Here is a 13,033-nt window from a genome sequence, read left to right on the forward strand (position 1 = left end):
TTTTTCTTTAAAATTAGTATTTAACCGTAATGGACGAATTGTCCACAATTGCACAAAATATTGAAATTTTTTTAGCAATTATTATATTTTGATATAATTCCTATAAAATTAGCCTATAAGAATTATATATTATACTCTAAATATTAAAATGATCGTCATATTTTTTATATTTTCAATAGATTTTATGGAATTTTTACAGCATATTTTATGCTTTGATCTGTTTGCCGAGGAGGCTTTTGTACAATGTTATAGCGTCGCCTTCATCTTTTGGTCCAACTACTACCGCAGATCCTTTCTTCATAAAGCTTACAGACAAATCATTAGTTCTCATCGATAACCCCAAGTCTCCTTGATTGTCTACAATGAATCCTTTTTCTTTTGCAATGTTGGTTACTTGTTCTACATTAAGATCAAATGTATCAGTTGGCGTAATGGAATAGGTTCTCTTTCCTCTATTTCTTCCACATAACTCTTCTAAAATGAATTCCTCTTTTTGTGTGACTTCAAGTTTTCCTGTTCCACAAATTGGGCATTCATCAGCTCTAAATGTTCTTGTGAAATTAAAATCAAGATTTTCTAAATCAACATGTAAAATTCTTTCAGAGAGATTTGGTTTTTTTCCAAGAATTATTTTTACAGCTTCTGCAACTTCAATTGCACCGATAATAGAAAGTATAGGAGGATGAACACCTTCAATACTACATGTTGGCATTGTATCTTCGTTTAATTCTGGAAACATGCAAAAATAACATGCAGATTTTTTTGGCAAGATGGTAAAAGCTTGTCCAGATGTTCCAACTGCAGCACCTGTAACAAATGGAATGTTATATTTCACACAAGCTTTGTTTAATGCATATCTTGCATTAACACTATCAAGCGCGTCAATTACAACATCACATCCTTCAACAACTTCTAATGCAGTATAATCATTTATTGAAATAGCTAGTGCTTCAATTTTACATTCAGGATTTAATTTTTGTAGTTTTTTTTGCAGCAACTTCTACTTTGACTTGTCCAACGTCATCTTCATCAAACATCATTTGTCTATGCAAGTTTGATAATTCAATTACATCTCTATCAATAATTCGTAAATTTCCAACTCCCATTGTAGCTAATCTAGAAATTATTGGATGCCCTAGACCTCCAGTTCCAACAACACATACTTTAGCATTTTTTAGTTTTAGTTGTCCACCATATCCAATTTCTTCAAGCATTACTTGTCTCGAAAATTTGTCAAGTTCTTTTGAGGATAGTTCTTCAGAGCCTCCAGCAACTGCAGGCAAAATGTAAACCTCATCACCATCTTTTAGAGGAGTTTCCATTCCAGAAGAAAATTTAGCATTCTTACCATTAATGTAGATATTAATCAAAGAACGAGGAGCCCCATTGCCTTCTAAAACTCGTCTCTTAAAATCATCACCCATCAGTTCAGAGATTTTGGCAAATGCGTCTTGCAATGAATTTGCAGACACTTCAGTTTTCTTTTCCCCCCCACCTTGATTTAGAACGGAGGGAATTGTAAATGTGATATTTGCCATTAGTTTACTACCGCCGAAATTTCTGAGATATCTGCTTTGAGTACTTTTGGTTTTTGTAGTACTTCCATAATAGATTCAGTTGCTTTAAGACCATTTCCAGTTACATAACATACAACCTTATCATTTTTGTCAATCTTACCTTGTTCTACCATTTTTTGCAATACAGAAACAGAAACTCCTCCAGCAGGTTCTGTAAATATTCCTTCAGTTTTGGCCAAGAGAAGTATTGCATCTAGAATTTCTTTGTTGTTACATTCTTCAGCAAACCCATTGTATTGTTCTAATCTTTTTAACACATATCGTCCATCTCCAGGATCACCTATTGCCAAACTTTTTGCAATAGTATCAGGATTCTCAACTGGGATTACATCTTTAGATTTTTTCTTGAATGCATCAACAACAGGTGCACAACCATGTGGTTGTGCTGCAATCATGTGCATGTTAGATACATCACCAAGTAATGAGACATTTTGTAATTCTTCAAAGCCTTTACAAATTGCATTAAGCATTGCACCACTACCAACTGGAACAATTAGTTGATCAGGTACACTCCATTCAAGTTGTTCTGCAACTTCATATGCCAAAGTTTTAGAGCCTTCTACATAATGTGAACGCATGTTAATATTTACAATCCCAATTCCCTTAGAGTCACCAATTTGTGCTGCAATTCTGTTTGCATCATCATATGTTCCATCAACTGCAACATAGTTTGCACCATAAGACAAGGCTTGTGCAATCTTTGCCATTTCAATATTGCTTGGTGCAAATACATGACACGGAAAACCACCTTTTGCTGCATGAGCTGCAGTGGCTGATGCTAAATTGCCAGTTGATGCACAGCCAACTGCAGACAATCCAAATTCTTTTGCTTTTGATATTGCGACACCTGCAGGTCTATCTTTGAATGAAAATGTAGGATTTACAGAATCATTTTTTATGTATAGATTATTGAGTCCAAGTTTTTTACCCAAGTTTTCTGCTTTTGTTAATGGAGTCATTCCAGCATCAATACTAACAATGTTTGATTTTGATTCTATTGGAAGTAATTCGAAATATCTCCAATACGTATGTTCACGATTAGAAAAGGTATCTTTGGTAACAGTTGGAAAATCATATTTCACATCTAAGGGGCCAAAACAATCATCACAAATATACTTGAAAGCAGTATCATACTGTTTTTTGCATTCTCTGCATTGTAGTGATGTTCTAGCCAAGATCAGTTTTTCCTCCTAAATCATACATAAAAAATCCTAATATCAAATTAAGTAATACTTAATTTTAGTGTATAAAAAATATAGTAAAAAACTATCAAAAATACCTAGAAAATAGATGTCAAAAATGAAACCATATGTATTTTCTACAAAAAACTAGATTTTAATAGATTTTATACAATAAGGAAGGTTTTTAGTGATTTTTTATTAATCTGTTTTATGAATGGCAAAGTCATAATTCCCATCATTGCTGTAGTAATTGCAATAGTTGCAATGATTGCAATTAATTTTGAACAACCAGAAACCATGGAGGTTGAGGATACGGTAAATAAGGAATTGGATCCAATTGAAGAAACAATACCAGAAATTCAAGAAAAATTAGAAGACATTGAAAAAATAAATCTTGAAAACGAATACACACCAAAAGAGAGAGAGTGGATTACTTCAGGACCATTTCAAATTGATCGAACTGAATATGTGTTGGGAGAGAAAATTTTTCTCAGAATTGGCGGATTAGATTATGAAGAAAAAGGTCAAGTTGTATTTTTAAAACCAAAAAACAGTACACATTACGAAGTTTATTTATCAATTCCATTTGACGGGGCAGAAAAACCAGCATTCAATTATTATTTACAACCACAGCTTTCAAAATCAAGTGGATATTGTTCTGTGGATGAATTTGTAGGAGAATGGAGAGTTGTTTTTAGAGGGACCGATTACCCTAATTTAGAATTTAAAATCATAAATAAGATACTTCCAGGAGATGAAGAGAGTTATCAACCTGTTTGCTAATTTATTTTTCAAGTGAGTTATGAAAACATACTCTCTCTCCAGTGTGACATGCAGGTCCCGATGGTTCAACAAGATAAATAATGGCATCAGAATCACAATCGACAAGAATTTCTTTGACTTTTTGAGTATTACCAGATTCTTCACCTTTCATCCAAAGTTTGTTTCTAGAACGACTGAAAAACCAAGAGTTACCAGTTTTCTTTGTTAGTTCCAATGATTCCTTGTTTGAATATGCAAGAGTAAGTACATCTTTGGTGTTTGCATCTTGAACAATAATTGGAATCAGCCCTCCACTTTTTTCAAAATCAATTTCTTCAATTGTTTTATCCATAGACACTCATGACAGGATTTCTTTATAATCGTACAGAGATGTTTTTCTCTCTAAGAATTTCTTTGACTCTATTTACCGATTGGTCTTCATAGTGAAAAATTGAGGCAGCTAAAGCAGCATCAACATTAGATTTTTCAAATATTTCATACATGTCTTCTGGTTTTCCACATCCTCCAGATGCAATAACTGGTACAGAAACAGTATCAACTATTTTTTTTGTAAGCAAAACATCATATCCATCTTTTGTTCCATCTTTATCTATACTAGTTAGAAGTACTTCTCCAGCACCAAGTTCTGTTGCTTTTTTTGCCCATTGAATGGCATCAAGTCCAGTTTCCCGTTTACCACCATAAATGAAAACCTCAAACCAAAACTTTTTTCCATTTTCTTCAAACATTGTTTTAGTAGAATCCTCAGAATAATTTCGTTTTGCATCTATAGCTATCACAACACATTGTTTTCCAAATACAGTCATAAGTTCAGTTAACAGTGTAGGGTTTTTTACAGCACCTGTATTCACTCCAACTTTGTCTGCACCACTAAGCAAAATATTTCTTGCATCATCCATACTGTTTACCCCACCACCCACAGTAAATGGAATATCAATGACTTTAGCAACACTAGCTACCAGTTCTTTGATTGTTTTTCTTTTTTCTTGAGATGCAGTGATATCTAAAAAAACAAGTTCGTCTGCTCCATCTTTACTATATTTGGCAGCAAGCTCAACTGGATCTCCTGCATCCTTTATTGATTCAAAGTTTAATCCTTTGACTACTCGTCCATTATCTACATCCAGACATGGAATGATTCGTTTAGTCAACAAGTTGTTTTGCCTCCTCAATTGATATCTTGTTTTCATATAGTGCTTTACCCAAAATTACTGCAAATGCATTTTTTGTTTGTACATTTGATACATCATCAATATTTGATATCCCACCACTTGCAATTACATTTGTATTTTGTATAGCACATGCTTTTTCTAAAAATTCCAAGTCAGGGCCTTCCATTGTTCCATCCTTGCTTACATTTGTGAGTAAAAATTCGGTAAATCCCATGTTTACAAATTCATGTATTGCATCAATCAAAGGTGTTTTTGTACTCTCTTTCCATCCATGTGTAACAATAAATCCATCTACATGATCAACTGAGATTACAATTTTTGAAAATCCATATTTTTTAGCAATATATTGCAATAATTCTTTATTTTTAAATGCCAAAGTACCAAGAACAATTCGAGTGGCAAAAGAAATTGCCCTATCAATTGTTACCTCATCACGTAGACCACCAGCCACCTCAACAGGTATGGACAATTCCGTTGTAATTTCTTCAATCAAATCCAAATTACTTCCAGTTCCAAGTGTTGCATCTAAATCAACAATATGCAACATATCAGCTCCTGCTTCTTGCCATTTTTTGGCAACAGATACAGGATCATCACTATAAACCGTTTTTTGTTTAGGATCTCCTTTGTATAATCGAACTACTTGTCCATCCATCAAATCAATTGCAGGAATTATTTTCATTTAGAACACTCACGTAGAAAATTCTTTAGCATTAATGCACCAACATCGCCTGATTTTTCTGGATGAAATTGAGTTCCAAAATAATTTTCTTTTTGAACAATAGATGGGACTTTTACATCATAATCAGATTCTGCAACTATTACATCTAGATTTTTAGGATTTGCTCTGTAAGAATGTACAAAGTATACCCACGAATTGTTTTCTACACCCTCAAGAATTTTATTTTCTTGTTTTATTTCAAGTGCATTCCATCCCATGTGTGGAACCTTTAGAGTATCAGGTAAAACAATGACATCACCATCAATTATTCCAAGACCTTTTTCTTTTCCTTCCTGACTCTTCTCAAAGAACATTTCCATTCCCAGACATATCCCAAATACAGGCGTACTGCCCACAACCTGAAGAAAGTCTACAGAATCACGATTAATACTCTGTATTGCAGGATCAAAATTTCCAACTCCTGGCAAAAAGATTCCATCATATCCAGTTAGTTTGTCAACTTGAGTTTGAACTTCTACGGTTGCATTTTGTTTTTCCAGTGCATTTTTGAGACTGAAAATATTTCCAGCTCCGTAATCAAAAATAGCAATCTTTGTCATTACATTGCGCCTTTTGTACTAGGGATTCCTTTTTGTTTTGGGTCTTTCGAACATGCAATCCTAAATGCTACTGCCAAGGATTTTATTGCAGATTCTACCTTGTGGTGATCGTTGTCCCCATACTTTACAGTAAGGTGGATACAGCTGTTAAGATTTTGTAGTAAAGATTGGAAAAAGTGTTCAAGATCTTCTTTTGATACATCTTCAATCTTTGTTCTCTTGATGGACAAAGATAATTTGTAAAATGGTCTTTTTACCAAATCTACTGATACTTCAGCTAATGATTCATCCATTGGAACAGATGCATAGCTAAATCTAGTAACGCCTGTTCTATTTCCTAATGCTTTATCAATTGCATTTCCAATTGTAATTGCAGTATCTTCAATTAAGTGATGTACAATATTGTCTTTTGATTTTGCTTTTACTGTTAAATCCAACATTGCATGTTTTCCAAATGCAGTAATCAAGTGATCAATAAAGTTAACATCAGTAGATATGTTGGTTTTTCCTGTACCATCAATGTTAACTGTAACTGAAACACTTGTTTCTTTTGTTTCACGTTTTATTTTGCTTGAGCGTTTTTTCATTTTATCACCAGAGAATAATCATACTTTATCAAACTAAATTTAATACCTTCGGAATATCATTTATTGATTCAAGAATCATTTGCACGCCTGACTTTGCAAATAGTTTACGTCTATCTTCAGGATTTGTGCTTGTACCCACAATTGCACAAAAAGTGGTAGGATTTCCTGCCGCTGTTGCATCTTTTGCCATCATATAATCCTCCATTGAATCGCCCACATACAGACAATTTTTTGAACCCATAGCTTGTATAGCGCGAATAAGTGCTGCAGGATTTGGTTTTGCCAACGCTCTTGGTTCGTCTTCTAAAAATGCAGAGCTGTTTATGTCAAAGTAATTTAGCATGTCTTTTAGGGAATAACGAATTGATTCAATTCCTCTGCCAGTAACAACTGCCAATTTTTTTCCAAATTCTTTTTGCAATGTTTTCAATAGAGATACAGATAAAATTACTTTATCATTTGAGATCATACCTTTTTCAGAAAATTTTGATGGTTTTTCAAACAATTTTTCATACAGTTCTGGTCCAAAAAAAATCTGATCAAAGATAGAATAAACTGGATTGCGGTGTCTATCATCTAATGAACCTAATTTAGATAAAAATTCAGAAATATCACAAATGGATTTAACATAACTCTGAACAGAAAGTATTCCAGTTTTATCAGTATTTGATATAACTTTACAGATAAATTCAGAGGGATTCTCGTTTAGTTTATCAGCTACATACAATGACAATACTGCAGCATATGTCAAGTCAACTTCATCATTGAATCCCCCTGATGCTTTGAACCCATCAATTATTTTATGATCAATAGTAATGGAATCAATTCCTGCATATTCTTTAAGGATGTATTTGCATGTCTTGTCGATTGTTTTGTCATAAGACTGAGTAATATCTACCAACACTCCATCACAATCAAAAATTATAGAATCAAATTTTTGATTGTTCAATTTTTTATCCTAAAAGATCACGTATTGCTAAAAGGAATTTTGAATTCATTTCCTTAGTTCCAACAGTAACACGCAGACATCCAGAATGAGAACCAATCTTACCCAGTTTACGTATGGAAATTCCTTGTTCAACTAGTGCAGCAAACACACGCTTGTCTGCACCTTTAGCATCAAATAGGACAAAATTAGCCTTGGAATCAAATACTGTAAAAGCATCGTATTTGCGTAGAGTCTCAATGATTTTTTTGCGCTCGGCCTTGATGATTTCTGCTGCCTCCCTCATCTGATCTACTTTGTCCAGTGAGGCAATTCCTGCCTCAATTGCAAGAGTGTTAAGAGGATATGGATATTGCAATACTTGGTTGAACACCTCAACTATTTTCTTGTTTGCCACAAAGTATCCTAAACGAAGACCTGCCAAACCAAAAGCTTTGGAAAATGTTTTGACAACTACAAGATTGTCATATTTTTTGGTTAGTGAAACAGTTGATGAGTCACCAAATTCTCCATATGCTTCATCAATAATTACCAACCCATCAAATTTTTTGAGCAATGATTCTATCTGAGTCTTTGAAAATTGGAAACCAGTAGGATTGTTTGGGGAATCCAAGTATAGAATTTGACATTTTCCTAAATTAGCATTGAATTTTTCAAGATCTAATTTCATATCAGATGAAAAAGGGATCTTGATACAAGGAATTGCATATAGTTTACATCGTTCTTCAAAAAAACCAAATGTTGGATCAGACGTTAGAATTCTAGTCTTTTTTGATGCCAGGTTTGTTAAAAACAAATCCAAGATTTGATCAGAGCCATTTCCAACACCAATCATGTTTTCAGAAACTTTAAGATACTTTGATAGTTTTGATACCAGTCTTTCTATTCCACCCAACGGATATTCTCTAACATCAGAATTTGCTCTAGCATAAGAAATGACATCCTGTTGAAATTTTTTGTTTATTACAAAATTCTCATTAGAGTCTAGTTTTAAAACATCATCAAACTTTTCAGGTTTTTTGTAACCACTTAGCTTTGCATATTCTTCTAATTTTTTTGCATACCACGAGTTTTTCATTACAATCTACCCCTTACTGCCTCATAGTGATTTGGCAATCCTTCTGCTAAAGTGAGATCCTGCATAGATTTTGATATTTTCTGTAAATCTTTTTTGCTAGTTTCTACTTTGGTTAAGAGTTTTACAAAATCTAATACAGATAAGGAACCTCGAGTTTTGCCAAATCCGTTTGTTGGTAATATGTGATTTGAGCCTAGTAAATAATCACTTGCAGAAGATGGACTGTTTTTTCCGAGTAAAACTAATCCAGGATTTTTGATTTTATTCCATTTTTTAACATTTTTGCTCATAATCTCCAAGTGCTCAGGTGCCAGATCATTTACAATATTGACAATATCAGATGCCTTACACACACCAATGAATCCATTTGATTCAAGACTAGATTTTACAATCTTTGAGCGCTGAATATTTTGGAGTTTAGAATTTACACTAGATTGGATTTTCTTTGCAATTGAGTTTGAGGTAGTCAGTGCATAACAAAATGTATCTGAAGAGTGTTCTGCTTGTGAAATAAGATCTAGTGCTGCAAGATCAGCATCTGTTGCAGAATCAATGACAATTCCTAGTTCAGTTGGACCTGCCATCATGTCTATGGATACAATATTGCTTACCAGATATTTTGCTAAAGTAACAAATGCACCACCAGGTCCTACAATCTTATCTACTTTTTTGATAGAAGGTGTCCCATATGTTAATGCTGCTATTGATTGTGCACCACCAGTTTTGTAAATTTCAGTTGCGCCACAAATATCAGCTGCCACAATCGTTAATGGATCTATATTTCCTAAAGAGTTAGGTGGAGATACTACAACTATTCTTTTCACACCTGCAATTTGTGCAGGAGTAACAGACATTACAGCAGAACTTGGATATCTTGCCATTCCACCTGGCACATAACATCCAACGCTATCAATTGGAACAAAGGATTTTGAGAGTTTTGTTCCATCAAATTTTATTGTAATATCTTTGAACTGACGTTTTATTGCAGATTCTGCTTTTGATAATCTTGATTTTGCGAGTTTGATTGCAGAGATATCCTTTGCTGAAACTTTAGAGTATGCACTAGTAATTTCACGTTGTGAAACTCTTAATGACGAAATTTTACCTGCTCCAAACTTTTTTTCATATTTTTTAAGTGCAGTATCACCATTATTTTTTACATCGTTGAGTATAGATTCTACAATTTTCTGGTTTTTTGAAGAGTTTTTTGTGCCTATTTTCTTTAGAAACTGCTCTGGGTTATTAATTGAAATGATTTTCATCAATTTTCCTCATCACGTTTGATCTCCTCAAGTTCCAGGATTTGTCGTGGTTCATGTACCACTAATCCTTGTGCAATCTTTCGTAATTTTGGAATTATTTTGTGAAATTCTGATTTTTTAATCACTGTGTTTACACCATACCAACCATCTTCGCTTAGTGGACTAATTGTTGGTTTTTTTAATGATGAAATTTGTTTTAGCATCTTTGGTAGATTCTTCTCTTCTACATTTAGGTAAATGTGTAGGTATTTTTTGCCATGTACTGCACCTCTCATCAGAGTAACAATATCAAAAATCTTTTCTCGTTTTGCTTTGTCTTTAAGTGATTTTTTGTTTACTATTAGATGTGCAGTTGATGTGAGAACTTCATCTACAATTTTGAGTTTATTTTGTTTTAGCGTAGTTCCAGTTTCAGTTACATCCATGATTGCATCCACATCTTCTGGGGGTTTTGCCTCTGTTGCACCAAATGACAGATGAATCTGAACTGATTTGTTAGTTCCAATACGCAGCCAAGGAGTGATAATTTGTGGATCTTTGTTTCCAAAATATTTTTTGTAAGATTTGCAACTCTTGATAAAACGAGACGCGGTTGTGAGATATTCAGAAGAAATTCTCAAAGTCTTTTTCATTTTAGCATAATCTGCAATCATTGCATCTAGATTTTTGTATCGATAATTATCTGGAAATGCAATAACTAGTCTAATCTTACCATATTCTAGGTCCAGAATTGGTTCTACATCAGCGTTTGTTTCACCTACCCAATCTTTTCCAGTAATTCCTACATCGTATAATCCTTCATTAACTAAGGTTGGAATCTCCTGAGGTCGAAGCATCTTTACAATAATTTTTGGATCATCAAGATATACTCTGTATGTTCTACTCTTACGGTTGACCTTGGTCCATGACCTCTCCAAAAGCTTGAATGTAGCTTCCTCCAAACTTCCTTTAGGAATAGCAAACCTAATTTCAGACATAATTTTACTTCGAAAAACCAGTATATAACAGACTATTTAATTTAAAAGCAACATAAATGAAAAAAGTAGTTTTCGCTCTAAGTGGAATAATAATACTAATCACAGTTGTTTTAATATTTTTTTCACCACAAGAGAATTTGTCCAATACAGAAGAAAAAAACATCAGCCAAGACATAGTGTTTGATTTAAACTATAACCCAGGTGGAAATCGTATTAATTTAGATACATCAGACCTTTTTTTGCAATACACATATGAAGAAGATCTAAACAAGGACATGAGTTTTAGATATTCTTGGTTTGAACCTAAAGAAGAATCACTGTCAATAATTAACGAAATGAAAAAGGGTGTGGGTAAAACAATTGTTATTCTTCCAGTTTTTACTCATTCTGCATATGGTTCAAATGGATTTTATGATTATTATGATGGAATTTGCGGAAAAGAATGTTTAACTGTAAAAATAGATAGAGTACAACCACCGCAATATAATTCAGGAAAAAATGCAATCCAGATTTTAAATTTATTAGGATTTGAAATGATTTCTGATATTGATGTTCATAAAAATCCCAACATTTTGGTCCAATACGATAAAGTAATTTTGTTACATAATGAATATGTCACAAAAGAAATGTTTGACGCAATTGATTCACATCCAAAAGTGTTGTATCTTTATCCAAATGCCCTTTATGCTGAAGTATCTTATGATGAACAAAACGATGAAATCACATTAGTAAAAGGTCATGCATATCCAGATTCATCAATAGATAATGGGTTTAATTGGGAATTTGATAATACTAGACCGTATGAATATGATACAGAATGTGCAAATTGGGAATTTTATAAAATTGATAACGGTGTGATGTTAAATTGTTATCCAGAATACATTATTTGGAAAGACACATCACTACTTGAATCAATAATAAAAAACGATTAATTCATACTTTTTACTAGTTCTTTAGCATTATCAAGAGAAATATTATTTTCTTCAATCATCTGAGAAACTATCTTATCAATCTGCTCAGTAGTGGCACCTGCTGCGGATGCCAAGTTTCTTGCATGAAGACGCATGTGTCCTTTTTGTATACCATCAGTTGCAAGTGCCCTCATAGCACTAAAGTTCTGAGCAAGACCTGTTGCAGCAATAATACAGGCCAGTTCTTTTGCAGATTCTGAACCTAGAATTTTGGTACAAATTTTTGCAACAGGATGAACATTGATGATGCCACCTACAATTCCAACAGACAATGGAATTTCCAGAGTACCAACAAGATTTCCATCAGAATCTTTATTCCATTCAGACAATGAGCGGTATTGCCCAGAGCGTGCAGCATATGCATTTGCAGCGGCTTCTATTGCACGACTGTCTTGTCCGGTAGCATTTGCCACTGCAATGATTCCATTCATGATTCCTTTGTTATGAGTTACTGCTCGATACACGTCGTGTTTTGCAAATTGATATGCATGAATCATATTGTCTACAACCTCGTCACCTCCAACTGATTCCTTATCAAAAACAGCAGTTGCCTTTACCATACGTCTCGTAGAATAATTTGATAGTATTCTGAGAAGTGTTTTTCCTCCAGTTAATTTTTCAATTAATGGGGCAACACCTTCACACATTGTATTGGTAACGTTTGCACCCATTGCATCACCTACATCAATCAAAAGTTCAACAATTAACATTGGTTCAAAATCGGTGTCAAGTTTTTTGCATGTGATCTCTTTTGCTCCTTTTCCCATCTTAGAAAGTGTGTTACTTTTTGAATTTGCAAGATCCAAAATATCTTTGGTGTTTTCTTTGATTTTAGATATTGCATCATCTATATTTGCACCTAAAACTTGAATCTGTCCTATACTGTAAGACTCATCAGCAGCTACTGTAAACCCGCCTTTTGATCTTGCAAGTTTGGCTGCCTTTGATGCTGCAGCAATTACAGAAGGCTCTTCAATTACCATAGGTACAAGATAATCTTTGTTGTTGATTTTGAAGTTAGTTGCAACTCCTAGTGGTAGTGAAAATGTTCCAAACGCATTTTCTACCATCTTATCTGCTTTATCAAATGTAATTCCACCATCAGGTAGTTCTAATGATTGAATATCATCTTCCGTTAGATTTGCAAAATTTTTGATTACATCTAGTCTTTCCTTTCTAGTCTTTTCAAAAAATTTTGAAATTGACGAGTCAGGCATT

The 13,033-nt window shown here is 33.7% G+C and carries 13 protein-coding genes and 1 pseudogene; 2 read left to right on the top strand and 12 right to left on the bottom strand.

Annotated features, from left to right (window positions below; translation table 11 throughout):
* Positions 1 to 205 precede the first annotated feature (205 nt).
* Together NKOR_RS10675 and thrC are read right to left on the bottom strand one after the other, a co-directional pair.
* Positions 206 to 1,538: pseudogene (locus NKOR_RS10675) on the bottom strand (ThiF family adenylyltransferase).
* Positions 1,538 to 2,752 carry a threonine synthase gene (thrC, locus tag NKOR_RS08380; protein ID WP_014963921.1) on the bottom strand — a complete coding sequence of 405 codons (1,215 nt, stop codon included), beginning with the start codon at positions 2,750 to 2,752 and terminating at the stop codon, positions 1,538 to 1,540. The pseudogene NKOR_RS10675 and the gene thrC overlap by 1 nt, the downstream one beginning before the upstream one ends.
* A gap of 216 nt (positions 2,753 to 2,968) precedes the next feature.
* Between thrC and NKOR_RS08385 the strand changes: the two genes are divergently transcribed.
* Positions 2,969 to 3,541, top strand: coding sequence for a hypothetical protein (locus NKOR_RS08385; RefSeq protein WP_014963922.1), 573 nt, complete (start codon positions 2,969 to 2,971; stop codon positions 3,539 to 3,541).
* Between the two features lies 1 nt (position 3,542).
* Here NKOR_RS08385 and hisI read toward each other — a convergent pair whose 3' ends face one another.
* From hisI to hisG, 9 genes are read right to left on the bottom strand one after another with little or no spacing between them, the layout of a single operon-like run.
* Entirely contained in the window at positions 3,543 to 3,872 is a 330-nt protein-coding gene (gene hisI, locus NKOR_RS08390) for a phosphoribosyl-AMP cyclohydrolase (RefSeq protein ID WP_014963923.1), read from the bottom strand.
* A gap of 22 nt (positions 3,873 to 3,894) precedes the next feature.
* Complete coding sequence (gene hisF, locus NKOR_RS08395; protein WP_016939492.1) at positions 3,895 to 4,692, bottom strand: imidazole glycerol phosphate synthase subunit HisF; 798 nt, start codon at positions 4,690 to 4,692, stop codon at positions 3,895 to 3,897.
* The gene (gene hisA, locus NKOR_RS08400; RefSeq protein WP_014963925.1) at positions 4,685 to 5,395 is read right to left on the bottom strand and encodes a 1-(5-phosphoribosyl)-5-[(5-phosphoribosylamino)methylideneamino]imidazole-4-carboxamide isomerase; all 711 of its coding nucleotides are present in this window, start codon (positions 5,393 to 5,395) and stop codon (positions 4,685 to 4,687) included. The genes hisF and hisA overlap by 8 nt, the downstream gene beginning before the upstream one ends.
* On the bottom strand, positions 5,392 to 5,994 hold the full coding sequence (gene hisH, locus NKOR_RS08405; RefSeq protein WP_014963926.1) for an imidazole glycerol phosphate synthase subunit HisH: 603 nt from the start codon (positions 5,992 to 5,994) through the stop codon (positions 5,392 to 5,394). The genes hisA and hisH overlap by 4 nt, the downstream gene beginning before the upstream one ends.
* Entirely contained in the window at positions 5,994 to 6,581 is a 588-nt protein-coding gene (locus NKOR_RS08410) for an imidazoleglycerol-phosphate dehydratase (RefSeq protein WP_014963927.1), read from the bottom strand. Before NKOR_RS08410 ends, hisH begins: the two co-directional genes overlap by 1 nt.
* A 28-nt stretch (positions 6,582 to 6,609) precedes the next feature.
* Positions 6,610 to 7,530 (bottom strand): HAD-IA family hydrolase, encoded by a 921-nt coding sequence (locus NKOR_RS08415; protein WP_014963928.1) that lies wholly within the window; start codon positions 7,528 to 7,530, stop codon positions 6,610 to 6,612.
* 4 nt (positions 7,531 to 7,534) lie between these two features.
* The gene (gene hisC, locus NKOR_RS08420) at positions 7,535 to 8,605 is read right to left on the bottom strand and encodes a histidinol-phosphate transaminase (RefSeq protein WP_014963929.1); all 1,071 of its coding nucleotides are present in this window, start codon (positions 8,603 to 8,605) and stop codon (positions 7,535 to 7,537) included.
* Entirely contained in the window at positions 8,605 to 9,867 is a 1,263-nt protein-coding gene (gene hisD, locus NKOR_RS08425) for a histidinol dehydrogenase (protein ID WP_014963930.1), read from the bottom strand. The genes hisC and hisD overlap by 1 nt, the downstream gene beginning before the upstream one ends.
* Positions 9,867 to 10,844 (bottom strand): ATP phosphoribosyltransferase, encoded by a 978-nt coding sequence (gene hisG, locus NKOR_RS08430; RefSeq protein WP_014963931.1) that lies wholly within the window; start codon positions 10,842 to 10,844, stop codon positions 9,867 to 9,869. Before hisG ends, hisD begins: the two co-directional genes overlap by 1 nt.
* 56 nt (positions 10,845 to 10,900) lie before the next feature.
* Here hisG and NKOR_RS08435 point away from each other — a divergent pair, with 56 nt between their 5' ends.
* Positions 10,901 to 11,776, top strand: a complete 876-nt coding sequence (locus tag NKOR_RS08435; protein WP_014963932.1) for a N,N-dimethylformamidase beta subunit family domain-containing protein — start codon at positions 10,901 to 10,903, stop codon at positions 11,774 to 11,776.
* Here NKOR_RS08435 and NKOR_RS08440 read toward each other — a convergent pair.
* Positions 11,773 to 13,032, bottom strand: coding sequence for a hydroxymethylglutaryl-CoA reductase, degradative (locus NKOR_RS08440; RefSeq protein ID WP_014963933.1), 1,260 nt, complete (start codon positions 13,030 to 13,032; stop codon positions 11,773 to 11,775). The genes NKOR_RS08435 and NKOR_RS08440 overlap by 4 nt on opposite strands.
* Between the last annotated feature and the right edge of the window lies 1 nt (position 13,033).

The sequence above is a fragment of the Candidatus Nitrosopumilus koreensis AR1 genome, from assembly GCF_000299365.1.
Taxonomy (GTDB): domain Archaea; phylum Thermoproteota; class Nitrososphaeria; order Nitrososphaerales; family Nitrosopumilaceae; genus Nitrosopumilus; species Nitrosopumilus koreensis.